At 70.5% G+C, this 24549-nt stretch carries 18 protein-coding genes and 1 pseudogene; 2 read left to right on the top strand and 17 right to left on the bottom strand.

The window, feature by feature from the left end; all coding sequences use genetic code 11:
- Nucleotides 1-261: 261 nt before the first annotated feature.
- The 12 genes and pseudogenes from ACRQ4C_RS07485 to ACRQ4C_RS07430 form a co-directional block, all read right to left on the bottom strand.
- Nucleotides 262-1272, bottom strand: a pseudogene (locus ACRQ4C_RS07485) (ComEC/Rec2 family competence protein); the annotation flags it as partial.
- Nucleotides 1273-1996: 724 nt separating this feature from the next.
- Complete coding sequence (locus ACRQ4C_RS07480) at nucleotides 1997-2665, bottom strand: helix-hairpin-helix domain-containing protein (RefSeq protein ID WP_439690681.1); 669 nt, start codon at nucleotides 2663-2665, stop codon at nucleotides 1997-1999.
- Between the two features lie 240 nt (nucleotides 2666-2905).
- The gene (gene leuS, locus ACRQ4C_RS07475) at nucleotides 2906-5461 is read right to left on the bottom strand and encodes a leucine--tRNA ligase (RefSeq protein ID WP_439690680.1); all 2556 of its coding nucleotides are present in this window, start codon (nucleotides 5459-5461) and stop codon (nucleotides 2906-2908) included.
- Nucleotides 5462-5545: 84 nt separating this feature from the next.
- Nucleotides 5546-7234: a thiol reductant ABC exporter subunit CydC gene (gene cydC, locus ACRQ4C_RS07470; protein ID WP_439690679.1), complete on the bottom strand. Its 1689-nt coding sequence runs from the start codon at nucleotides 7232-7234 to the stop codon at nucleotides 5546-5548.
- Nucleotides 7231-8880 carry a thiol reductant ABC exporter subunit CydD gene (gene cydD, locus ACRQ4C_RS07465; RefSeq protein ID WP_439690678.1) on the bottom strand — a complete coding sequence of 550 codons (1650 nt, stop codon included), beginning with the start codon at nucleotides 8878-8880 and terminating at the stop codon, nucleotides 7231-7233. Before cydD ends, cydC begins: the two co-directional genes overlap by 4 nt.
- Before the next feature lie 40 nt (nucleotides 8881-8920).
- The gene (cydB, locus tag ACRQ4C_RS07460; protein WP_290132064.1) at nucleotides 8921-9925 is read right to left on the bottom strand and encodes a cytochrome d ubiquinol oxidase subunit II; all 1005 of its coding nucleotides are present in this window, start codon (nucleotides 9923-9925) and stop codon (nucleotides 8921-8923) included.
- Nucleotides 9925-11337 (bottom strand): cytochrome ubiquinol oxidase subunit I, encoded by a 1413-nt coding sequence (locus ACRQ4C_RS07455; RefSeq protein ID WP_290132065.1) that lies wholly within the window; start codon nucleotides 11335-11337, stop codon nucleotides 9925-9927. Before ACRQ4C_RS07455 ends, cydB begins: the two co-directional genes overlap by 1 nt.
- 279 nt (nucleotides 11338-11616) lie before the next feature.
- Complete coding sequence (locus ACRQ4C_RS07450) at nucleotides 11617-12537, bottom strand: ABC transporter substrate-binding protein (RefSeq protein WP_290132066.1); 921 nt, start codon at nucleotides 12535-12537, stop codon at nucleotides 11617-11619.
- The gene (locus tag ACRQ4C_RS07445; protein ID WP_290132067.1) at nucleotides 12534-13262 is read right to left on the bottom strand and encodes an ABC transporter permease; all 729 of its coding nucleotides are present in this window, start codon (nucleotides 13260-13262) and stop codon (nucleotides 12534-12536) included. The genes ACRQ4C_RS07450 and ACRQ4C_RS07445 overlap by 4 nt, the downstream gene beginning before the upstream one ends.
- Nucleotides 13259-13975 (bottom strand): ABC transporter permease, encoded by a 717-nt coding sequence (locus tag ACRQ4C_RS07440; protein ID WP_290132068.1) that lies wholly within the window; start codon nucleotides 13973-13975, stop codon nucleotides 13259-13261. Before ACRQ4C_RS07440 ends, ACRQ4C_RS07445 begins: the two co-directional genes overlap by 4 nt.
- A complete protein-coding gene (locus ACRQ4C_RS07435; RefSeq protein ID WP_439690677.1) occupies nucleotides 13972-14886 on the bottom strand; it encodes an ABC transporter ATP-binding protein in 915 nt (304 codons plus the stop codon). The genes ACRQ4C_RS07440 and ACRQ4C_RS07435 overlap by 4 nt, the downstream gene beginning before the upstream one ends.
- Before the next feature lie 180 nt (nucleotides 14887-15066).
- Nucleotides 15067-15714 carry a TetR/AcrR family transcriptional regulator gene (locus ACRQ4C_RS07430; protein WP_290132070.1) on the bottom strand — a complete coding sequence of 216 codons (648 nt, stop codon included), beginning with the start codon at nucleotides 15712-15714 and terminating at the stop codon, nucleotides 15067-15069.
- Between the two features lie 199 nt (nucleotides 15715-15913).
- On the opposite strand from ACRQ4C_RS07430, the gene ACRQ4C_RS07425 reads away from it, so the two are divergent.
- Together ACRQ4C_RS07425 and ACRQ4C_RS07420 are read left to right on the top strand one after the other, a co-directional pair.
- A complete protein-coding gene (locus tag ACRQ4C_RS07425) occupies nucleotides 15914-16963 on the top strand; it encodes an App1 family protein (protein WP_290132071.1) in 1050 nt (349 codons plus the stop codon).
- A gap of 92 nt (nucleotides 16964-17055) precedes the next feature.
- Entirely contained in the window at nucleotides 17056-18951 is a 1896-nt protein-coding gene (locus tag ACRQ4C_RS07420; RefSeq protein ID WP_439690676.1) for a glycoside hydrolase family 15 protein, read from the top strand.
- Nucleotides 18952-19044: 93 nt separating this feature from the next.
- On the opposite strand, the gene ACRQ4C_RS07415 is transcribed toward ACRQ4C_RS07420, so the two are convergent.
- The 5 genes from ACRQ4C_RS07415 to ACRQ4C_RS07395 form a co-directional block, all read right to left on the bottom strand.
- Complete coding sequence (locus ACRQ4C_RS07415; protein ID WP_439690675.1) at nucleotides 19045-20418, bottom strand: glucose-6-phosphate dehydrogenase; 1374 nt, start codon at nucleotides 20416-20418, stop codon at nucleotides 19045-19047.
- 216 nt (nucleotides 20419-20634) lie between these two features.
- Nucleotides 20635-21054 (bottom strand): cytochrome c oxidase subunit 4, encoded by a 420-nt coding sequence (locus ACRQ4C_RS07410; protein ID WP_290132074.1) that lies wholly within the window; start codon nucleotides 21052-21054, stop codon nucleotides 20635-20637.
- A gap of 4 nt (nucleotides 21055-21058) precedes the next feature.
- Nucleotides 21059-22798 carry an aa3-type cytochrome oxidase subunit I gene (gene ctaD / locus ACRQ4C_RS07405; RefSeq protein ID WP_290132075.1) on the bottom strand — a complete coding sequence of 580 codons (1740 nt, stop codon included), beginning with the start codon at nucleotides 22796-22798 and terminating at the stop codon, nucleotides 21059-21061.
- Between the two features lie 12 nt (nucleotides 22799-22810).
- On the bottom strand, nucleotides 22811-23710 hold the full coding sequence (ctaC, locus tag ACRQ4C_RS07400; RefSeq protein WP_290132076.1) for an aa3-type cytochrome oxidase subunit II: 900 nt from the start codon (nucleotides 23708-23710) through the stop codon (nucleotides 22811-22813).
- 234 nt (nucleotides 23711-23944) lie between these two features.
- A complete protein-coding gene (locus ACRQ4C_RS07395; RefSeq protein WP_058725877.1) occupies nucleotides 23945-24325 on the bottom strand; it encodes a HesB/IscA family protein in 381 nt (126 codons plus the stop codon).
- Nucleotides 24326-24549 lie beyond the last annotated feature (224 nt).

Here is a 24549-nt window from a genome sequence, read left to right as displayed (position 1 = left end):
GTCCCTTGCCCGGACGTGCAGGACGAGACTCGCGTCGTTCCCGGACTCCGACGACGTCGGCAGCGGCCAGACGACGTCGGCGCGGACGCCTCCGAGGTCGACGGACGTCCCGGCAGCGGCGCGGAGCACCTCGACCCCGGCCTGTCGCAGCCCCCGCACCACACCGTCGTCGGCGGGCCGTCCGACCGGTCCGACGAGCGCCGTGGTCACCGCAGCCTGGACCTCGGTCACGGCTCCGACGTGGTCACGGTCGAAGTGCGTCAGCACGAGCAGGGCGATCCGGTCGACCCGCAAGAGCTCGAGACACGCGCGAAGGAGTTCCGGTTCGTCGCCGGTGTCGACCAGCGCGACCGCCCCGGCGGAACGGAGCAGGACCGCGTCTCCCTGCCCGACGTCGCACGCCGCGGTCGTCCAGTCGGTGGGGACACTCCCCCGCACCACGAGCCGCGGCACGCCGACCGCGCCGACTCCGACGACCAGGACGACGGCCGACACGAGCAGCAGCCGGACGCGCACGGACGTCCCGACGAACACGGCGACGGCGACGCCCGCGCACACCAGCACCGCGAGCACGACCCCGACCGGTCCGACCGGCCACGGCGCCGAGGCCCCGGGGAACGCCGAGGCCGTCCGGGCGATCTGACCGACGATGCTCGCGGGCACCCACGCCACCGCGGCGAGGACCGCCGCTCCGCCCGGCCACACCGGCGCGACGACGCACGCGCCGAGGCCCACCACCGTGATGATCGGTGCCAGCGGCTCAGCCAGCAGGTTCGCCGGCACCCCGTACGTCGGCAGCTGCGGGGCCAGCAGGATCGTCACCGGCCAGCACGCCACTTGCGCAGCCACGGGGACCGCGACCGCCGCGGCCACCGGGGGCCAGACCCGCCGGGCGAGCAGCTCCGTCAGCGGCGGCGCGAGGACGACGATCCCGGCCGTGGCGAGGACCGACAGGGCGAAGGCGAACGACCGTGCGTACCAGGGGTCGACGACGAGCATCCCCACGACGGCGAGGGCGATGAGCGGGACGCCACGGACCGGACGCCCCGACAGGTGCACCACGAGCACGACGACCGCCATCACGGTGGCGCGGACGATCGAGGGATCGGGCCGTACCAGCACGACGAAGGCGAGCAGGAAGCCCACGGCGACGACGGCCCGGACGAGCCGCAGCAGCCCGAGCGCCCGACCGAGCAGCACCACGAGGCCGACGATCACGGCGCAGTTCGCGCCGGACACCGCCGTCAGGTGGGTGAGCGCAGTGGTCTCCATCGCGGCCTCGGTCGCCGGGTCGAGCCCGCTCCGGTCGCCGATCGCCATGCCCCGGAGCAGCGCGGCCCCGGGTTCGGGCAGGTCCGCGGTGACGGCGACGAAGGCCTGCCGCGAACGATCGGTGCCCGCGAGCAGGCCCGTGGGTCGGTCCACCCGCACCGAGCCGCGCAGGAACACGACGAAGGCGGTCGGCGATCCGGGGTCGTCCTGCTCGACCGACGCCGTCCCGTGGACCGTACTGCCGGCAGCGAGTCGCCCCGGCGCACCGGCGTCGCCGTCCGGGACCACCCGGACCGGGACGCGCAGCGACGTCGCGCCGTCTGCTGCGGTCAGCGTCCCCGTCACCGATCGTGCACCCCGTTCGAGGTCACGGTCGAGTGTCACCTGTACGGCACGCCGACCGCCGGGGTCGGACAGGACGGCCGGCGAGCGGCGGTCCTGGCCGACGGCGACCGCCACCGACACCAGGGCGACGAGCAGGGCGGTCGTCACGACGACGGTCACCACGGCCGCGAGCGACACGGCTCCGCCGCCCCCGAGGCACCTGACGAACAGGACCACGATCCCGACGGCCGCGACCACCCCCGCGGCGACCGCCACGATGACCGCCCGGTCCGGGCTGCCGACGAGGAGCGCCGACGCAGCCCACGCGGACGCCGCGGGGACCGCGATGCGCAGGTCAGCGACCCGCGCGCCGACTGCTCGCCCGACACGCGTGACGACGTCAGACACGGACGCGGTCTCGCAGGTCCGCGAACTTCGCGTCGCCGATGCCGCTGACGTCGAGGAGGTCCTCCACCGAAGCGAAGCGCCCGTGTTCCGCCCGCCATGCGATGATCCGTGCCGCGAGCGCCGGACCGATCCCCGGCAGGGTCTCGAGCACGGTGGCGTCGGCGCTGTTCAGGTCGACCACACCCGGCGCCGCGCCCGAGCCACCGGCCGCCGCACTCGGGGTGCCGACTCCCGGAGCGGCCTCGGGCGGCGGGTCGTCCTCGCCCACCCGCGGCACGTACACGCGCTCCCCGTCGACGACCGGTCGGGCGAGGTTCAGCCGTCCGAGGTCCGCGTCACGAGCAGCCCCTCCCGCTCGTTCGACGGCTGCGGCGATCCTGCTGCCCGCCGGCAGGGTGACGATGCCCGCATCGGCCACCGCGCCGGCGACGTGCACGACGACCACCGACGCCGACGCAGCCACTGGCCCAGATCCCGGCGACCCGGCCGCCCCCGCAGCACCCGATGCCGACGGACCCGAGGCCGCCGGACCTCCGGACGCCCCGCTCACCACGACCTCCGTCGGCCCCGCTCCCCCACCGGTACCGCCACCGAGGACGACGACCGCCAGCGCGACCGCGGCGACGACACCGGCGAGCAGCACCGCCGCCCGGGGCGTCAACGCGAAACGCGACCACGAGCGCGAGCGCGAGCCCGAGCCCGACCCCGAGCCCGAGCCCGAGCCCGAGCCCGAGCCCGACGATGACGAAGGCCCCGGCGACTGAGGACCCGGCGACGAAGACATGCCGGAACGCTACGGAGCCCGGCCGTCCGGCCGGGCTCCGTCAGTGCGATCGGTGGACAACCCCACCGCAACGCCCCGCAGTGCAGGAACGCATGCGGGAAGGCGTGCAGTCCCGCGCTACCCCTTGATCGCGATGTTCACCAGCTTCGGCGCCCGCACGATCACCTTCACGATCTCCCGGTCCCCGATGTACCGCTGCACGTTCGCCGATGCCCGCGCGAGCGCCTCGAGCTCCGCCGGCTCGATCGACTTCGAGACCTCGAACGAGTCGCGCACCTTGCCGTTGACCTGCACGACCGCCGTCAGGGTGTCCTGCACGAGCAGCGTCGGGTCGGCCTTGCGCCACCCGTACGTGGCGACGGTCGGCTCGTAGCCCAGCTTCTCCCACATCTCCTCGCCGACGTACGGCGCGAACACGGCGAGCCCGAGCGTGATGGTCTCGACGGCCTCGCGGACGGCGGGGTCACCCGCGCCGGGGCCGCTGTCGATCGCCTTGCGCGTCACGTTCACGAGGTCCATGAGCCGCGCGATCACGACGTTGAACTTGAACGACTCCATGAGCCCGGGTGCGTCGGCGAGGAACCGGTGCGTCACCTGACGGAGCGCCCGGTCGCCGTCGGCCCAGACGGCGTCCTTCGAGGACGTGACGTCGAGTGCGAGCCGGTAGGCGCGGGCGAGGAAGCGCGCGGACGCCGACGGGGAGACGTCCTCCCAGTTGATGTCGTCCTCCGGCGGCCCGGCGAAGCCCATGACGAGGCGGATGGCGTCGACACCGTTCGCGTCGAGCTCGTCACCGAGGGACACGCCGCCCTTCGACTTCGACATCTTCGAGCCGCCCGACAGCACCATGCCCTGGTTGAGCAGCGCCGTGAAGGGCTCGGTGAAGTCGAGGTAGCCGAGGTCGAACAGGACCTTCGTGACGAAGCGCGCGTAGAGCAGGTGCAGGATCGCGTGCTCGATGCCGCCGATGTACTGGTCGACCGGCGCCCACTTCCGCGCGATCTCCGGGTCGAACGCCTGCGTGTCGTCGTTCGCGGCGAGGAAGCGCAAGAAGTACCACGACGAGTCGACGAACGTGTCCATCGTGTCGGTGTCGCGCGTCGCCGGGGTGCCGTCGACGGGGTTCGGGACGTTCACCCAGTCGGTCGCACCACCGAGCGGCGAGGTGCCCTTCGGCTTGAGGTCGAGCCCCTCGGTCGACGGCAGCCGGACCGGCAGCTGGTCGATCGGCACCGGGTGCTCGGTGCCGTCGGCGCCGTGGATGATCGGGATGGGGGTGCCCCAGAAACGCTGGCGCGAGATGAGCCAGTCGCGCAGGCGGTAGGTCTTGGCAGCACGGCCGGTGCCGCGCTCCTCGAGCAGGCGGATCGCCGCCGTGATGGCGTGCTGCTTCGACATGCCGTCGAGCGGCCCGGAGTTGATCATCCGACCGGTGCCGGTCAGGGCCTCGCCCGTCGCCACCGGGTCGAGCGCCGGCAGGTCCTCGAGCGTCGCGCCGTCCGGGATCACCGGGATCGCCCCGGTCACCGGAGCGTTCGTGTCCACCACGACCTTCACGGGCAGGTCGAACGCCCGCGCGAAGTCGAGGTCGCGCTGGTCGTGCGCGGGCACGGCCATGACCGCGCCGTGGCCGTAGTCGGCGAGGACGTAGTCGGCGGCCCAGATCGGCAGGCGCTCCCCCGTCAGCGGGTGGATCGCGAAGCGGCCGAGCGGCACACCGGTCTTCGGGCGGTCGGCGTTCTGCCGGTCGATCTCGGAGGTCTTCTGGGTCGCGGTCAGGTACGCGTCGAAGTCGTCACGGACCGAGGACGACACAGACGGGTCGGCCACCAGCGACGCCGCCAGGTCCGAGTCCGGCGCCACGACCAGGAACGTCACCCCGTGGATCGTGTCCGGCCGCGTGGTGAACACGGTGACGGGCTCGTCGCGCCCCTCGATCACGAAGTCGACGTCGGCACCGACGGACCGGCCGATCCAGTTCCGCTGCTGCGCGATGACCTTCGCCGGCCACCGCCCCTCGAGCTGGTTGAGGTCGTCGAGCAGCCGGTCCGCGTACTCCGTGATCTTGAAGTACCACTGCGTCAGCTTCTTCTTGACGACGACGGCCCCGGAGCGGTCGGATGTGCCGTCGGGCAGCACCTGCTCGTTCGCGAGCACGGTCTGGTCCACCGGGTCCCAGTTGACCCAGCTGTCCTTCCGGTACGCCAGGCCCTTCTCGTACATCTTGAGGAACAGCCACTGGTTCCACTTGTAGTACTCGGGGTCCGAGGTGTGGATCTCGGTCGTCCAGTCGAAGGACGGCGCGTACCGCTTGAACGAGGCCTTCTGCTGCTCGATGTTCGCGTAGGTCCACTCCTTCGGGTCCACACCGCGCTTGATCGCCGCGTTCTCCGCGGGCAGGCCGAATGAGTCCCAGCCGATGGGGTGCAGCACGTTGAAGCCCTGCTGCCGCCAGTACCGCGCCACGAAGTCGCCGAGCGCCCAGTTCTCGGCGTGCCCCATGTGGAGGTCGCCGGAGGGGTACGGGAACATCTCGAGGATGTACTTGCGCGGCCGGGTGTCGTCGAGGTCCGTGGTGAAGAGCCCGAGCTCCTCCCAGCGGGGCTGCCACTTCTCCTGGAGACGACGGAAGTCGTAGGCGTTCGGGTCCTCGGCGTACTGCTCGGTGGTCACGGTCACCAAGGTTACAAGGCCTGGAGGCACGGCCCGGCCCCGTGACGCCGGCACCGGCCCGCCAGGTGGCGGGCGGGCACCGCGTCAGGCCCCGACGAGTCGTCCGTCCCGCATCCGCAGGGTCCGGTCGACGAGGTCGGCCGCCACCGGGACGTGGGACACGACGAGGATGGTCCGTCCGGCCCGCCGGGCCGCGCCGACCAGGTCACGCAGCAGCGCGTCCGCCAGGTCGGGGTCGATGTCGGCCGTGGGCTCGTCCAGCACGAGTACGGGGAACGCGTGCAGGAGCGCCCGCGCGAGGGCGAGCCGGTGCGCCTGACCACCGGAGACGAGGACGCCGCGCTCCCCCACGCCGGCGTCGAGACCGCCGCGGGCAGCGACCCACGACCCGAGGCCGACCCGGTCGAGCACGTCGAGCAGCTCGGCATCGGTGGCGGTGTCGCGCGCGAAGAGCAGGTTCTGCCGCACGGACTGGTCGAAGACGAACGGGTCCTGCTCGATCAGCCCGATGCGTGCACGAACCACGTCGGGGTGCAGGTCCTTCGCCGGCACCCCGTCGATCGTGAACGAGCCGCGGTGGTCGACGAACCGCACGAGCGCGTCCACGAGCGTGCTCTTGCCCGCGCCGCTCGGTCCCTCCAGGACCACGACCTCGCCGGGCCGCAGGTCGAGCGAGACCCCGGACACGGCGTCGACGCTCGCACCCGGCCAGCGCACCGAGAGGTCACGCACCGACACCGACACCGGGCCGTCGACCTCGAGCGAGGCGGGGTCGGCGGGCGCCGAGGGCTCCGGCACGATGCCGTCCGGCACGGTCGCGGGCACGACCTGCTCGACGCGGTCCGCTGCCGCCCGGACCCGGCGGAGGGTCAGGACCGCCAGCGGCACGCCCCCGACGACCTCGAACAGGGCGAGCGGGACGAAGACCGCGAGCGCCCAGAGCGGGCCGTCGAGCGCGCCGGACACGACGGCGGGCGCCCCGACCGCGAGGATCCCCACGACCGCACCGCCGCCGATCAGCCCGACGAGTGCACCCACGAGCGACTCGACGGCGCCGCGACGACGCACGGCTGCGGTGACGCGGGCGTCGAGCCGTGCGATGTGGTCGAGCCGCTCGCCGAGGGTGCCGTACGCGGTGAACACGTCGAGGGTGCGGACCGTGTCGAGCACGAGGTCCGCGACCCGACCCCGCTCCGCCGCTGTCCGCTCGTCGGAGCGCCGGGCCACCGCGGCGGTCACGACCGAGCCGAGCAGCGCCGCGACCGCGAGCGCGAGCAGCAGCACGACCGCGGCCCACACCGACACGAGCGCGACCGCGACCACCGAGAGCACGGCGACGATCCCGGCGGATACGAGCGGACTGACGACCCGGATCGGCAGGTCCTGCAGTCGGTCGGTGTCGGTGACGAGTCGGGTGAGGAGGTCGCCGCGTCCGGTGGACCCGAGCCCGGCCGGCGCGACCGACGACAGCCGGCGGTACATCTCCGTGCGCACGACCGCGAGCTGCCGGAACGACGCGTCGTGCCCCGCGAGCCGGTCGACGTAGCGGAGTGCGGCGCGGCCGAGTGCGAACGCGCGCACCCCGACCATGACGAGCGTCAGGTACAGGATCGGCGGGTGCTCCGCCGCCCGCGTGATGAGGTAGCCGCTCGCGGCGAGCAGCGCGACCGCGCACAGTGCGCTGAGCGCGCCGGCTGCCACGGCCTTGCCCCAGCCGGCCCCGTGGGGCATGGCGAGCCGCAGGACGGACGCGGGTCGGGCCTCCCGGCTCATGCTCGTGCCCCGCTCGTCACGGCGACCGACGCGGATCCGACGTCGAGCCGGACGTCCGCCGCGGCCAGGACGGCCGGTCGGTGGCTTGCGACGACGACCACGCGGCCGTCGGCGGCGAGCCGACGGATGGTGGAGACGACGTGCGCCTCGGCGTCCGCGTCGAGCGCGGAGGTCGGCTCGTCGAGCAGGACGAGCGGCGTGTCGGCGCGCGCGGCGCGGTACAGGGCGCGCGCGACGGCGACGCGCTGCGCCTGCCCGCCGGACAGGCCGGCGCCGCCGGATCCGACCGGGAGGCCCGGGTCGAGTCCCAGCCCCGCCGCACCGAGCGCGGACCTCACGGCCGCTCCGTCGGGGGTCGCGCTGAGCGCGACGTTCTCCGCGATGGTCCCGCGGACGAGGCGCGGCCGTTGGTCCGCCCAGGCCGTGCGCTCCGCTGCGGTGCTGCCGGCCGGTCCGGGGAGCGTCACGGACCCCTCGTGCGGGAGCGCGCCGCGGATCGCGGCGATGACGCTCGACTTGCCGGAGCCGCTGGGGCCGGAGAGCGCGACCACGGTGCCGGGCTCGGCGCGGAGGTCGATCGGCCCGATGACGACGTCCGGACGGTGGATCCTCAGCCCGTCGAGGACGAGGGCGGTCGCCTGCGTGGTGGCGACCGCGGGCGCTCGGTGCACGCCACCGGCCGTGTCGTCGTCGAGGACGTCGAGGACCGCTGCCGAGGCCTCGACACCGTCCTGCGCCGCGTGGAAGTCGGCGCCGACCTGTCGGATCGGAGCGAAGGCCTCCGGGGCGAGGACGAGCACGAACATCGCGGCGCCGAGCCCGAGCGACCCGTCGACGAGCCGGACGCCGATCGACACGGCGACGAGCGCGACCGCGAGACTCGCCGCGAGCTCGAGGGCGAACCCGCTGACGAACGAGAGCCTGAGGACGCCGATCGTCTGCTTCCGGTACGCGTCCGTGAGCGTCCCGATCCGTCCGACCTGGCGCCGCGCCCGCCCGAACACCTTGAGCGTGGCGAGGCCCTCGACGGCCTCGGTGAACGCGCCACCGAGGGTCGCGAGGGCGTCCGACTGCTTCCGCTGCAGCGCCTGGGTCGCGAGGCCGATGAGGATCATGAACACCGGGATGACCGGCAGCGCGCACAGCACGATGAGCCCGCTCGTGAGGTCTCCGATGCCGATCGACACGAGCAGCGCCGGGGTCGCGACGGCCGTGAGGGCGAGCTGCGGCAGGTACCGGCCGAAGTAGGCGTCGAGGGCGTCGAGGCCCGGCCCGAGCGTCGTGGCGAACCCGGCGCTCGACCGTTCGGCGAGCCACGTCGGACCACGCTCGGCGGCCCGGGTGAGGACGGTCGCGCGCAGCTCGCTCTTCACGCGCGCCGCGGCACGGGCGGCGAGGTCGTCCGTCGCCCACGCGGCGAGTGCCCGCACGACGAACGCTGCGCCGAGCAGGCCGAGCGCCTGTGCGAACGTCGTGGGGAGCGCACCGTCACGGACCGCGTCGACCCCGATCGTGACGGCAGCGGAGATGCCCCAGGCGATCGCGATGGTCGCCAGGGTCCGGAGCAGACCGGTGCCCGCGGCCGCGACGATGAAGCCGCGCGCCGTGCGCGACAGTCGCAGCAGTCGCGGGTCGAGCGGCTTCACGAGCGTCCTCCTGGTCTGCGTGCTTCGTCCGGGTTGCCGGCTAGTGGGCCGCCTGGCCGATGTGTGCCCGCGAGACGCGCTTGCGGAACACCCAGTAGGTCCAGGCCTGGTAAGCGAGCACGAGCGGCACGAAGATCAGCGCCACCCAGCTCATCACGGTCAGCGTGTACTGCCCGCTCGCAGCGTTGACCACGGTCAGGCTGTTGGCCGGGTCGTTCGACGCGGGCATCACGTTCGGGAAGATCGCCGTGAACATCGCCAGGACGACCGCCGCGATCGTCACCGCCATGAGTGTGAACGCCCGCCCCTCCTTGCCCCACACGTTGCAGAGGACCGCGAGGACGAGGGCCAGCGCCGCCACCACGGACAGCACGAGACTCGCCGGCGTCGCCCGGACGAACGCCATCGCGACGAGGAACGCCGCACCGACGACGATCGTGAGGATGCCCGCACGGGTCGCGAGGCGCTTCGCGCGGACCCGGATCTCGCCCTCGGTCTTCAGCGCGACGAACACGACGCCGTGCGTGAAGAACACCATCAGGGTCGCGAGGCCGGTCAGCAGCGCGAACGGGTTGAGCAGGTCGAACAGCGTGCCCGTGAAGTTGTGGCCGGCGTCCATCGGGATGCCCCGGACGACGTTGCCGAACGCGACACCCCAGAGGAACGACGGGAGCGCGCTGCCGACGATGATCATGAGGTCGAAGCGGCGCTTCCACTCCAGGTGCTTCTCCTGGTGGCGGTACTCGAAGGAGACGCCGCGGGCGATGAGCGCCGCGAGGATGAGGAGCAGCGCCAGGTAGAACCCCGAGAACATCGTGGCGTACCACTCGGGGAAGGCCGCGAACAGGCAGGCGCCCGCGACGATGACCCACGTCTCGTTGAGGTCCCAGACGGGGCCGATCGTGTTGATGAGCACCCGACGGTCGGTGTCGTCCTTGCCGAGGAACGGCAGGGACATCCCGACGCCGAAGTCGAAGCCGTCGAGGACGAAGTAGCCGACGAAGAACAGCGCGACGATCGCGAACCAGAGAACCGGCAGATCCATCAGTAGACCGTCACTTCGTGCTTGACCTCACCGGTCTCCTCGTCGACCTCCGCCGGGGCGGCGGGGCCCTCTTGTGCGACCTTCTTGATGAGCCGGAACTCGACCACCGCGAGGGCGCCGTAGATGAGCGTGAACACGACGAGCGAGATGAGGACCTCGAGCCCGGTCACGTTCGGCGAGACGCCGTCCGCGGTCTTGAGCAGCCCGAAGACGAGCCACGGCTGGCGACCCATCTCGGTGAAGATCCAACCCATGATCATCGCGGCCATCGGCAGCGGCATCGCCCACGTGGCGATCCGCCAGACCCAGCGCTGCTGCGGGAAGCGGCCCTTGCGGGTCAGCCACAGCCCGACGAGCGAGACCAGGACGGCACCCACGCCGAGGGCGATCATCCAGCGGAACGCCCAGTAGGTCACCCAGATGATCGGCTTGTAGTCGCCGGCGCCGTACACCTGCGAGTACTGCGCCTGGAGGTCGTTGATGCCCTCGACCGTGCCGTTGAACGTGTGCGTCGAGAGGAACGACAGCAGGTACGGGATGCGGATCGAGAACAGCTCGTGCACCCCGTCCGGCGTCCCGAGCGTGAAGATCGAGAACGAGGCGTCCTTGCCGGTCGAGGTGTTGTAGAGCGCCTCGGCCGCCGCCATCTTCATCGGCTGGGTGTCGACCATCGTCAGTCCGAGCTGGTCGCCGGTGAGGACCGTGAGTGCCCCGGACGCCAGCATCGTCCACATGCCGAACTTGAGCGCCGGCATCATCGTCTCGAGGTTCTGGTTGCGCGCCAGGTGCCAGGCGGCGACCGCGATGATCACCGACGCCGCGACCATGAACGCCCCGAACAGCGTGTGCGGGAAGGCAGCGAGGGCCACCTTGTTCGTCAGCACGGCCCAGATGTCGGTGAGCTCCGCGCGGCCCTTGGCCTCGTTGATCGCGAAACCGACCGGGTGCTGCATGAACGCGTTCGCCGCGAGGATGAAGTACGCCGACAGCATCGTGCCGATGCTCACGCACCAGATCGTCGCGAGGTGCACCTTCTTCGGCAGGCGGTCCCAGCCGAAGATCCAGAGGCCGATGAACGCCGCCTCGAAGAAGAACGCCAGGATGCCCTCGAGCGCGAGCGGCGCACCGAAGACGTCACCGACGAAGCGGGAGTAGTTCGACCAGTTCATGCCGAACTGGAACTCCTGCACGATGCCGGTGACGACACCCATCGCGAAGTTGATCAGGAAGATTCGCCCGAAGAACCGGGTGAGCTGCAGGTAGTGCGCCCGCCCCGTCCGGACCCAGGCGGTCTGGAACACGGCGACGACCACGGCCATGCCGATGGTCAGGGGCACGAAGAGGAAGTGGTAGATCGTCGTCAGACCGAACTGCCACCGCGACAGGATGAGCGGATCGAGGATGTCGTTCATGCGGCGTTTCCGAGCCGGGTCGCCGCGCGCTGTTGGTGCACGTCAGTTGCTTCCTGTGGAAGGGGGAACTTCTGGTGTCACAGGCCGTTGGGACACCTCCACGCTACCGTTCGGACACCTGCTTCGACAAGTTGTAGAACCGCCCTCTGCACGAACGTGCAGAAGAACTGCACGGCACGGTTGTGCGGAACAAGCGTGCTGCGACGATGTCTCGCGGAACGACGACAGGCGCCGGGCCGAAGCCCGACGCCTGTCGCTTTTCGTGCCGTGCCGGTACGCCTAGAGGAGACCCTTCTCGGTGAGGAAGTCCTTGGCGATGGTGGACGCCTTCTCCTTGTCGTTCACGCTCTTCGCGTTGAGGTCGATGAGCGCGTCGGTCGTGAGGACCTTGCTGACCTTGTCGATGTCGGCCGCCGCCTTGTCGTCGACCTTCTTCGAGACGACCGGGATGACGTTCTGCGGGAGGATCAGGTTCTCCGGGTCCTTCAGCGAGACGAAGTCGTTCGCCTTGATGCTCGGGTCGGCACTGTAGATGTCCGCGAGCTGGACCGTGCCGTCCTTGAGGGCCTTGACCGTGAGCGCTCCGCCGGAGTCCTCGACGGCCTTGAAGTCCACGTCCACGCCGTAGACCGACTTGAGGCCCTTCGGCCCGTACGGACGGGTCTGGAACTCGGAGTTCGCGCCGACGGTCAGCTTCTCCTTGACGTTCTTGAGGTCCGCCAGGCTGGTGACGTCGTTGTCCTCGGAGAACTTCTTGGTGACGGTGTAGCTGTCCTGGTCGGTCGCCTCGGCCTCGTCGAGCACGCGGAGGCCGGACGGCAGCGCCTTGGTCAGGGCGGAGTCGATCTCCGACGAGGTCTTCGCGTCGGAGTTCTTGTCGTAGTACTGCAGCAGGTTGCCGCTGTACTCGGGCATGACGTCGATCGCGCCCTTCTGGAGCTGCGGGAGGTAGATCTCGCGCTGCCCGATGTTGAAGTTCCGCTTCACCTGGAAGCCGTCCTTCTCGAGGACCTGCGCGTACATCTCGGCGATGATCTCGTTCGAGTAGTACTGCTGCGACCCGATGACGATCGTCTTCGAGTCGCTGGAGGCGCTGGAGCCGCTGTCGAGCGGGTTGCTCGACGCGCAACCGGTCAGGGCTGCCGCGACGCCCAGTGCCAGCGCTGCTGCGACGCCGGCACGGATCTTTGCTGTGATCACGATGGATTTCCTTCCGGGATGGGATTGCGGGACCGCTCGCGCGACCCCTGGCGCCGCCGAGCCGACGGGTCGGCGGTGCCCTTGGGCACCGCCGCCCGCTGGAGTGCGGCGAACACGATCTCGAACGCGATCGCGAGTGCGATCACGAGGATTGAGGCGCCGAGCATCTCGGCGTAGTCCTGGGTCTTCAACCCGAGGAAGAAGTACCCGCCGAGCCCGCCGGCCCCCACGTATGCGGCGAGCGTCGCGGTGGCGACGACCTGCAGGACGGCGGCTCGGATGCCCCCGATGAGCAGCGGGAGCCCGAGCGGGATCTCGACCTTCCACAGCACTTGCCAGCCGGTCATGCCCTGGGCCTTCGCGGCGTCGACGGTGACCGGCTCGACGGACTCGATCCCCGAGTACGCGCCGGCGAGGACCGACGGGATCGCGAGGATCACGAGTGCGAGGAGCGGTGCTTCGAGCCCGATGCCGAGCAGGAGCCCGAACAGCGACAGGACACCCAGCGTGGGGAGCGCTCGGACGCCACCAGAGGTCGCGATGGAGAAGCCCCGGAGCTTCCCGGTGTGCCCGATCGCGTACCCGAGGGGCACCGCGATGAGCGAGGCGATCAGCACTGCGAGGAGGGTGATCCAGACGTGCTCCCAGAGGCGGCCGGGGATGGCGTTGTAGCCGGAGTAGTTCTGCGGGTCGAACACCCAAGCGAACGCGCTGCCGATGATCACGACGTCACCTCCGCCTGCTGGAGCACTCGTCGGGCAGACCGCCGACCGGTCTGGACTCGGCGGGTCCACGGCATCACGAGCCTCCCGAGCAGCACGAGCAACCCGTCGAGCGCGAACGCGAGGACGAGCACCATGACGATCCCCGAGATGATCTCCTCGTAGATCCCGCGGGCGAGCCCGTCCGTGAAGAGCGACCCGAGGCTCTGGATGCCGAGCACGGCACCGACGGTGGTGAGCGAGATCGTGGACACGGCGACGACGCGGAGGCCGGCGAGCAGGACCGGACCGGCCAGTGGGAGCTCGACGCGGAAGAACCGCTGACCGGACGAGTACCCCATCGCGGTCGCGGCAGAAGCGGTCGCGGCGTCCACCGAGGTCAGACCGTCCACCGTCGACCGCACCATGAGGGCCAGGCCGTAGATGGTCAGGCTGATGATGACGTTCACCGGACTGGTCAGGCTCGTGCCGATGATGCCCGGCAGCGCGACGAAGAGCGCGAGCGACGGGATCGCGTAGAGCAGCCCGGCGAACGTCACGATGCCGCTGCCGAGACCGGACGAGAAACGGGATCCCCCGGGGCGCTGCAACCGGACGACGATCCACCCGATCGGGATCGAGAGCAGGAACGCGATGAAGATCGGCGGGATGGCGATCGCGAGGTGCGCGACGGTCGCGTCGCCGATGGTGTCGAGGTTCGACAGGACCCAGTTCACCGGGGCCCCCCACCCTGCGCCGGAGCACCCGGGGCGGTGTCACGCGCCCCGGCCTCTGTTCCCTGCGGCACCGCGGCCGCGGCGTCCACCACCTGCACCGGGCCCGTCAGGACCCCGGCAGCACGGCCGTCGCCGTCCACGACGATCGGCCCGGTCGGCGTCTGCTCGACCCGGAGTGCGCGACGACCACGGCCGGCACCGATGAAGTTCGCGACGAAGTCGTCGGCGGGTTCGGCGAGGATCTCGGCCGGGGTGCCCTGCTGCGCGATCTCGCCGCCCTTCTTCAGGATGACGACCTGGTCGCCGAGCTTGAACGCCTCGTCGATGTCGTGCGTGACGAAGACCACGGTCTTGCCGAGCTCGCGCTGCAGGCGGATGAGCTCGTCCTGGAGGTCGTTCCGCACGAGCGGGTCGACGGCTCCGAACGGCTCGTCCATGAGCAGGACGTTCGGGTCGACCGCGAGCCCGCGGGCGACGCCGACGCGCTGCTGCTGGCCACCGGAGAGCTGCGAGGGGTACCGGTTGGCGAACGCGCGGTCGAGCCCGACGGTGTCCATCAGTTCGAGGGCACGTTCGCGCGCCTTCGCCTTGGACACGCCGGTCAGGAGCGGCACGGTCGCGATGTTGTCGACGACGCGACGGTGCGGCAGGAGGCCGGCGTTCTGCATCACGTAGCCGATGCGGCGGCGGAGCTGCACCGGGTCGACGGAGGCGACGTCCTCGCCGTCGATGGACACCGAGCCCGAGGTCGGATCGACCATGCGGTTGATCATCCGGAGGAGCGTCGTCTTGCCACAACCGCTCGACCCCACGAAGACCGTGGTGGTCCGGGAGGGGATGACGAGGTGGAAGTCCTCGACCGCGGTGGTGCCGTCCGGGTACGTCTTGCGTACCGAGCGGAACTCGATCATGGGTGCCCTTCTGTTCGGAGGTAGCCCGACTCCGCACGAGAGTACCCGCGAGGACCGACACGGGTTCCGTCGTGACGCCCCGTGTCGCCTCAGGGACAGCGAGCACGACCGGGACGCCGACGCGACGACGCCCGCGACTCCTCTTCGGAGCGCGGGCGTCGGCGGATGGGCGGCTGCGACTCAGGCGTCGCGGAGGACCGTCTCGAGGTAGCTGTGCGTCATCGTGCGGTAGGCCTCGACCAGCGCCCGGTCGGGCTGGTCGCGGTCGGCGTGCGCCCGCGCGAGCACGGCGTGCCCCGACTCGGCGAGGACGGTCCACGCCCGGTCCACCGCCTCGCCCGCGGGCAGGTCGAAGCGCTCGCGCATGACCTGGCTCACGGCGCCCCCGAGCGCGGCCATCCGGTCCTCGTCGTCCCCCGTGCCGGCGTCGGCGGTGTCGCCGAAGCCGATCGCACGGAACCCGGGCTCGGTGCGGTACATCTCGGCCGTCATGTCGATGAGCGCGTCGCAGCCGGCCTTCCAGTCGGTCGCGCCGCTGGACTCGAGCGCGTCGACGAAGCGCGCGGCCAGACGCTGGGTGCAGCGGATGGCCAGGGCCTCGACCACGGCGATGCGGTCCGGGAAGTAGCGGTAGACGGTGCCGATCGACGCCCCGGCGCGCTCGGCGACCATGGCCGTGGTCAGGCGCTCGAACCCGATCTCGTCGATGACCGCGGCGGCGGCGTCGAGGAGACCGGCGAGGCGCGCCGAACTGCGGGCTTGGACCGGCTCGTTCCTGAGCAGTGATGATCCCCCCGGCAGTGCGTTCGAAACCTCGGTGACGAGCACGTGTACTCCTTCTCGCGTCCTCGACGCGCTCCCCACGCGGTGGCCCGCGCGGTGCGTTGTGTTTCACCGTCCACACGACAGGTGCACGGTGGTGTCCGGCCCATGGTCGCAGACTTCGTCTGGAACTCGGCTGCGACTCTCCCGGTCGAGGATGAGCAACCTCGGGTCCGGCGACGCCCCGGCGTGGAATGATGGAGCGATGCCCGACCCGACTCCCCACGAGCCGTCGCTGGCCGAGCCGATCCTGCACCGAGCGGCACGCATCGAGGACGCCGTGCAGGAGTTCCGCGAGCAGCGCGCCCGTCGCCGCGGACTCGTCCCCACCGTGATCCCCTACACCGGGTACGGTGCCCCGGGCTGGGTCCGCGTCCTCGCGCGCGTGCTGCTCACCCGCCGCGGCCTCGCCTCGGACGCCTCGTACATCGGGGTCCGCGGGTGGCGCAGCTTCACGAGCGTGGCGGTCGACTCGGCCGAGGTCACGATCACGGCCGGCGGTCGCAGCCACGTCGTCCAGTCGGACCGCGGCGGTGTGGTCGACGCCATCGTCCCGATCGACCTCGAGCCCGGGTGGCGCACGATCGAGCTCTCCGCCGGGGGCACGCGCGCCGTCCAGGCCGACGTCTTCGTGGTGCACCCGGACACCCGCTTCGGGCTGCTCTCGGACATCGACGACACCGTGATGGTGACGAGCCTCCCCCGCCCGATGCTCGCGGCGTGGAACTCGTTCGTCCTCACCGAGCACGCACGACGTCCGGTCCCGGGCATGTCCGTCCTCTACGAACGCGTGCTCGCGCAGCACCCCGGTGCCCCGACGGTCTACCTGTCCACGGGCGCGTGGAACGTCGCGCCGACCCTGCAGCGGTTCCTCACCCGGAACATGTACCCGACCGGCACCCTGCTGCTGACGGACTGGGGTCCGACGCACGACCGCTTCTTCCGGAGCGGTCAGCTCCACAAGCAGGAGAACCTCCGGCGTCTGGCCCGTGACTTCCCGGACGTGCAGTGGTTGCTCGTCGGCGACGACGGCCAGCACGACGAGTCGCTGTACGGCGAGTTCTCGCGGGAGCACCCGGACAACGTCGCCGCGGTGGCGATCCGGCAGCTCTCCACGAGCGAGGCGGTCCTCGCCGGTGGCCGCTCGAAGGCGCAGGAGCGGTCGCGTGACTCGGCGGCACCGTGGGTGTTCGCGCCGGACGGCGCCGGACTCTGGACGGAGTTGCAGCGCGTCGGGGTCGTCGAGGCGGACTGACACGCCCGCGGAGACGCTCGCGGCGGCCCGACCTCATGCACGACGTCGGCGCACCCGGCTGAGCACCTCTTCAGCGCAGCGTCCGCCGGGCGGTGGCGTGGTTCGATCGGGGCATGCACTCTGCGCGCATCGAGGACCACGCCCTGATCGGCGACACCTACACCGCGGCGCTCGTCACGCGGGACGGCACGGTCGACTGGGCCTGCCTCCCCCGCTTCGACAGCCCGTCCACCTTCGCGGCGCTGCTCGGGTCCGCCGAGCACGGCGGCTGGTCACTGCGTCCCACCGACCAGGACGCCACCGTCCACCGTCGCTACGTCGGTGACTCCCTGGTCCTCTCCACGGTCTGGACGACGAGCACCGGCGTCGTCGAGGTCACGGACTTCATGCCGATGGGCGCACACCGGGCCTCGATCGTGCGTCGCGTCCGCGGACTCCGAGGGGAGGTCGAGGTCGAGCAGGTCCTGACGATCCGGTTCGACTACGCACGGGCCCTGCCGTGGGTGCGGCAGATCGGCGGCGAGGAGGACCCCGCGCTCCTCGCCACGGCCGGCCCCGGTTCGGTCGTCGTGCGCGGTCCGCGCTTCCGCTCGCACGACCGCCACCACCGGGTGACCACGACCGTGCGGGACGGCGAGGTCCTCGACACCGTCCTGACCTGGTACCCGTCCCACCGCGAGCCGCCGGAGCCCCTCGACGTGACCGCGGCACTGCACCGGACCACGCGCTGGTGGGAGGACTGGATGACGCCGGTCCGCACGCACGGCCGGTACGTCGACGCGACACGACGGTCGCTGCTCCTCCTCCGCGCCATGACCCACGGTGAGACCGGCGGCGTCGTGGCGGCCGCGACCACGAGCCTCCCGGAGGACCCCGGCGGCGAACGCAACTGGGACTACCGGTACGTGTGGCTGCGCGACGCCTCGCTCGCCCTCGCCTCGCTGATCGCGCACGGGTACCGCGACGAGGCCGCGCACTGGCGCGGCTGGTTGCTCCGCGCGATCGCCGGCGACCCGGCCGACGTGCAGATCATGTACGGCGTCGCGGGCGAGCGGGACCTGCCCGAGCGCACCCTCGACGAGCTGCCCGGGTACGCGCACTCGACGCCGGTCCGGATCGGCAACGGGGCCTACACGCAGTACCAGGGCGACGTGTTCGGTGAGGTCCTCGCGGCCCTGCACGACGCCCGCGAGCTCGGCGTCGAGGAGAACGCCGACTCCTGGGCGCTCCAGCGGGCCCTGCTCGGGTACGTCGAGGAGCACTGGCAGGAGCCGGACAACGGCATCTGGGAGATGCGGGGACCCCGGCGCCACTTCACGCACTCCCGCGCGATGATCTGGGCGGCGTTCGACCGCGGCGTCGCAGCCGTCGAGGAGTTCGGCCTCGAGGGCCCGGTCGACCGCTGGCGCACGCTCCGCGAACAGGTGCGCGCCGAGATCGAGGAGCACGGCTGGAACCCGGAGCGGAACAGCTACCGGCAGCACTACGACACCGACGAGGTCGACGCGAGCCTGCTCGTGCTCCCGCAGATCGGCTACGTGAAGGCCGACGACCCACGCATGACGGGCACGGTCGCCGCGATCGAGCACGACCTCCGCACCGGCGACGACGGACTGGTCCTCCGCTACCGCACAGAGGCCGGGTTCGACGGCCTGTCCGGCAGCGAGCACCCGTTCCTCGCCTGCTCGTTCTGGCTCGTCGAGCAGTACGCCGCCTCCGGCCGGATCGAGGACGCCGAACGCCTCATGGACGTGCTCGTCGGCTTCGCGAACGAAGTCGGCATGCTCTCCGAGGAGATCGACGTCGCGACGGGGCACCACATCGGCAACACCCCGCAGGCGCTGTCGCACCTGACGCTCGTCTCGGCGGCCGACGCGATCGCGCGCGCCCGCGGCGCGTCGGCGGGGCACCGGACGCGCCTCGCCGTCCACGACGGCGGCACGCGCTCCTGGACCGGTGAGGGCGAGCGCGCCGGCACCGCGTCCTGAGACCGCACGCAACGGACGGGAGGCACGGTGCCAGCTGGCGCCGTGCCTCCCGTCCGTCTCCTGCGCCCGTTCAGGGCACGACAGGTGCGTCCGTCAGGACGAGCTCACCCAGTCCGCCGGGCCGCGCGAACCGGCGCGGTACTCCTCGAGCGGGACGTCGTTCGCCTTCCAGGCGTCGACGACCGGCTCGACGATCTCCCAGCAGCGCTCCGCCACGTCACCGCGGATGGAGAGCAGCGGGTCGTCGTGGAAGATGCCGTTGAGGACCTCGCCGTAGGGCGTGAGCTCGCCGTCGTCGAACGACGAGGACAGCGTGACCTGGCCCATCTCGAACGGGTTGCCGCCGCCGTTCGCCGACACGCTCAGCTCGATCTCGTCCGGGTTCAGGACGATGCGCAGCGTGTCCTGCTTCGGCCGACCGGTCAGACCGGAGGGCAGGCGCGTGACGGGCTTGAAGGTGATGAGCACTTCCTTGCGGCTGGCGCCGAGCGCCTTGCCGGAACGGAGCGTGAACGGCACACCGGCCCAGCGAGCGGTGTCGACCTCGACCTCGATCTCGGCCAGCGTCTCGGTGCCGCGCGTCTTGTCGACGCCGTCCTCGTCCTGGTAGGACGGCAGTTCCTTGCCGTCGATCGTGCCCTCGGTGTAGACGGCACGGCGGGACGCGACCTTGGGGTCGTCGCCCTTGAGCCGCGTCGACCGCAGCACACGGGCGAGCGAGGAACGGAACTCGACGGCGTCGATGGCGGCCGGGGCGTCCATCGTGACGAGTCCGAGGATCTGCAGCAGGTGCGACTGGATCATGTCGACGAGGGCGCCGGCCTCGTCGTAGTACTGCGCGCGGTTCTCGAGGCCGAGGGTCTCGTCGTAGAAGACGTCGACCTTCTCGATGTTGTCCGCGTTCCAGATCGGCTCGAAGAGGCGGTTCGCGAACCGCAGGCCGATGATGTTGAGCACCGTGGTGCGACCGAGGAAGTGGTCGGTGCGGTGCACGCGCTCCTCGGGGACGAGCTCGAGGACGGTCTTGTTGAGCGCCTCGGCACTGGCGACGTCGGTGCCGAACGGCTTCTCGAACGCGAGCGTCGTGCCCTCGGGGAGCTCGACCTCCTGCAGCGCCTCGCAGATGTCCGAGGCGATCTGCGGCGGGAGCGCGAAGTAGAGGATCGGCTCGGCGTCGGCGGCCGCGAGGAGCGCCTCGAGGTGCTTCGGGTCGGTCGGGTCGCCCTGGATGAACTGCGTCGACTCGAGGGTCGCGTCGACCTCCGGGCCCTTCACGTCCTGCGACGCGAACGAATTCGTGACGACGTCCTTCCACTGCTCCTCGCTCCGGGCGCTGCGGCCCGTACCGATCAGCTGGACGGGGACCGCTCGACCGCTCTGCAGGAACGTGCCGAGGCCCGGCAGCAGCAGGCGGGAGGCGAGGTCGCCCGTCGCGCCGAAGATGATGAGGGTGCGCTTGTCGGTCACCTGAGGTGACTCCTTTCGCTGTGGTGGGGGTGGTCCGCTTCGAGTCAAGCCGCTTGCGGGCCGGGTTGTTCCCGGTTCGGGGCCGGGGAGTCGTTCTGGTGTGTCGCCCGGGTGGGGCGCTGCCGCTCGGTCGAGCGACCGGCGGCCGTGGTCCGGACGCACTTCGGGCGGCACCGGATGTGGTGCCGCCCGAAGTCCGTCAGGGGTTGAGGAACGTCAGTGTCCGAAGTTCCCGCGGTAGTACTCGTAGACCCAGCCCACGAGCGTCACGGCGACGAACGCCATGCCGATCGGGACGAGCCAGAGGCCGGCCGCGACGCCGAGGAAGCAGATGCCCACGGCGAAGGCCAGGAGGATCGGCCACCACGACCACGGGCTGAAGTGCCCGAGCTCGGCGTCACCGTCCTCGATGTTCGCGTCGGCGCGGTCCTCGGGGAGGACACCGCCCTGCGAAGACATGACCTTGCCGAGGTAGAACGCGATGAACGCGGACATGATCCCGGTGAGGCCGATCGACACCGTGCCGACCCACTCGATGACGCCGTTGTAGTAGATGATCGACCAGATCGTGTACGCGGCATCCGCGAGGATGAAGAAGACGAACAGGATCCAGAACAGGTTCTTGTTGGCGCGCATGGCGTTACTTCACCTCGCCCTTCGCGGCGTCGTAGGTCGGGGCGTCGGGGGCGTCCTTCGCCGGGCCCACACCGATCGGCACACCGGCCTCGGGGTGGTTCAGGTCGAACGCCGGGGACTCGGAACGGATCCGCGGGATCGACGTGAAGTTGTGGCGCGGCGGCGGGCAGCTGGTCGCCCACTCGAGCGAGCGGCCGTAGCCCCACGGGTCGTTCACGGCGACCTTCGGCGCGTTCCGCGCGGTGACGTAGATGTTGTAGATGAAGGGCAGGAACGAGATCGCCAGGATCATCGAGCCGATCGTCGACAGCTGGTTCATCCAGGTGAAGCCGTCGTTCGGCAGGTAGGTCGCGTAGCGACGCGGCATGCCGATGACGCCCAGCCAGTGCTGGATGAGGAACGTCGTGTGGAAGCCGATGAACAGCAGCCAGAAGTGGATCTTGCCGAGGCGCTCGTTGAGCATCTTGCCGGTCCACTTCGGCCACCAGAAGTAGAACCCGGCGAACATCGCGAACACGACGGTGCCGAACACCACGTAGTGGAAGTGCGCGACGACGAAGTACGAGTCGGACACGTGGAAGTCGAGCGGCGGCGACGCCAGGATCACACCGGTGAGACCACCGAAGGTGAAGGTGATGAGGAAGCCGACGGACCAGAGCAGCGGCGTCTCGAAGGTCACCGAGCCGCGCCACATCGTGCCGACCCAGTTGAAGATCTTCACGCCGGTCGGGACCGCGATGAGCATCGTCATGAGCGAGAACCACGGGAGCAGGACGCCACCGGTGACGTACATGTGGTGCGCCCACACCGTGACCGAAAGGGCCGCGATGGAGATGGTCGCGTAGACGAGGGTCTTGTAGCCGAAGATCGGCTTGCGGCTGAACACCGGGAAGATCTCGGACACGATGCCGAAGAACGGCAGCGCGATGATGTAGACCTCCGGGTGGCCGAAGAACCAGAACAGGTGCTGCCAGAGGAGCGCCCCGCCGTTCGCCGGGTTGAAGATCTGGGCGTTGAACACGCGGTCGAGGCCGAGGCCGAACAGCGCCGCCGCGAGGACCGGGAAGGCCATCAGGACGAGGAGCGCCGTCACGAGGGTGTTCCACGTGAAGATCGACATGCGGAACATCGTCATGCCCGGGGCACGCATCGTGATGATCGTCGTGATGAAGTTCACGGCGCCGAGGATGGTCGAGAAGCCGGTCATGCCGAGACCGAAGACCCACAGCGTCCCACCGAGTCCTGGTGTGAACGTCGTGTCACTCAGTGGCGCGTAGGCGAACCAACCGAACGAGGCCGCACCCTGCGGGGTGAGGAAGCCGCCGACCGCGATGAGCGCGCCGAAGACGTAGAGCCAGAAGGCGAAGCCGTTGAGTCGCGGGAAGGCGACGTCCGGCGCACCGATCTGCAGCGGCATGATCGCGTTCGCGAAGCCCGAGAAGAGCGGCGTCGCGAAGAGCAGCAGCATGATCGTGCCGTGCATCGTGAAGAGCTGGTTGTACTGCTCCTTCGTCGCGACCACGTGCAGGCCGGGCTCGAAGAGCTGGGCGCGGATGACGAGCGCCATCACACCCGCGAGCAGGAAGAAGATGAACGACGCGATCAGGTACATGTACCCGATGGTCTTGTGGTCGGTGGAGGTGATCCACCGGACGATGATGTTGCCCTTGCGGCCCACCTTCGACGCCTGGAAGTCCAGGGTCGTGGTGCCTGCCGCCGGCTGGCCGACGAGCGACGTGGTCATCTGACGGAGCCCCTAATCGTTCTCGGACGCCGTCACGGGCGCCTTGTTGTTCGGTTCGTTCGTGTTGGTGTTGTACTCGTCGCCGAGGAGCCCCGTCTTGCCCTGCTCCGCGAGGGAGTCGAGGTACTTCTGGTACTCGGTCGGCGTGACGACCTTCACCTGGAAGAGCATGAGGGAGTGGTACTCACCGCAGAGCTCCGCGCACTTGCCCTGGTACGTGCCGAGCTTCTCGGGGATGAAGTACTCGTCGTTCTGCTTGCCGGGGATCATGTCCTTCTTGTAGAGGAAGTCGATCACCCAGAAGGAGTGGTTGACGTCGCGCGAGGACAGCTCGATGTGCACCTTCTTGCCCTGGGGCAGGTACAGCGTCGGGAGCTGCGACTCGTCGATCGCGCCGTTGGCGTTCTCTTCTTCCTGGGCCTGGATGCCCTGGTAGTAGACGCTCTTGGACTTGTCGTCCTCGTTGATGTAGTTGAAGTCCCACGCCCAGCGCTTGCCGTAGACGTGGATCGTCGCGTCGGCCTTGGCGAAGGGCTGCTCGATCGCGGCCTGGTCCTTCGCGGTGAAGGCGAAGAAGCCGAGCACGAGGATGAGCGGGACGATCGTGTAGAAGATCTCGAGCGGCATGTTGTACCGCATCTGCACCGGCAGGCCGGTCTGGCCCTTGCGGCGGCGGTAGACGATGGCGGCCCAGATGATGAGGCCCCAGACGATCAGACCGACCGCGAGGAGGACGACCCAGCTGGTGGTCCACAGACCGACGATGCGGCTGGTGTGGTTCGTGACGTCGCGCGTCTCTTCCGTGCCGGGGAGCCATCCGTTGAGCTGCTGCTGCGTGCAGCCAGCCAGTGCGACGACCAGACCGACGGCCACCGGGATGGCCGCCCAACGTATACGGCGATTCGAACGCACTATGACCTCTCGCAAAGACGTGAACCCGGAGCGGCCGCGACACGAAGGTCGCTCATGGCCCGCTCCCAGCTTGGTTGGAACACTCCTAGCTTACTCGCAGCCGGGGACAGCTCGTGCCAACCCGGGTCCCGCGTGCCCCCGATCCGCAGCCGTCGACGCCGCTCTGACCGGGACGAACGCGAGCGGGGAGCGACCTGTCCGGTCACTCCCCGCTCGCGTGTCGGCTGGTGGGCGTCAGTGGAAGCTGTCGCCGCACGCGCAGCTGCCCTGCGCGTTGGGGTTGTCGATCGTGAAGCCCTGCTTCTGGATGGTGTCCTCGAAGTCGATCGTGGCGCCGTCGAGGTACGGGACGCTCATCTTGTCGACGACGACCTCGACCCCGGGCTCGAACTCGGCGGTGGTGTCGCCGTCGAGCATGCGCTCGTCGAAGTAGAGCTGGTAGATGAGTCCCGAGCAGCCACCGGGCTGCACGGCGAGGCGCAGGCGGAGGTCGTCACGGCCCTCCTGCTCGAGGAGGCTCGCCACCTTCGCCGCGGCCGCGTCGCTCAGCTGCACGCCGTGCGTCGGCGTCTCGGTCGCCGTGGCGGTCTGCGCTTCGGTGATGGTGTCGCTCATCGCGCGTCTCCCTCCGGGCGGTGCGGATCACCGCGCCTCGTGACGATTGTAAGCACGCGCCACCGACGCGCGCAGCAGGCGGGTGCGCGCTGTGGAGGGACGCGGCCCTGTGGAGAGCACGGGCGGACGGGAGGCTCCCCACCCGGCACGGCCGACGTGCCGCTGGCGCGTCACGCCGGCACCGGCGGGCGTGGGGCCGGTGGCGGCGCCGCCACGGGCCTCCC

The organism is Curtobacterium sp. SP.BCp, from assembly GCF_051903255.1.
Lineage (GTDB): Bacteria > Actinomycetota > Actinomycetes > Actinomycetales > Microbacteriaceae > Curtobacterium.
Note: the sequence above shows the minus strand (reverse complement) of the source record. Positions and strands in the feature narration are given on the sequence as shown.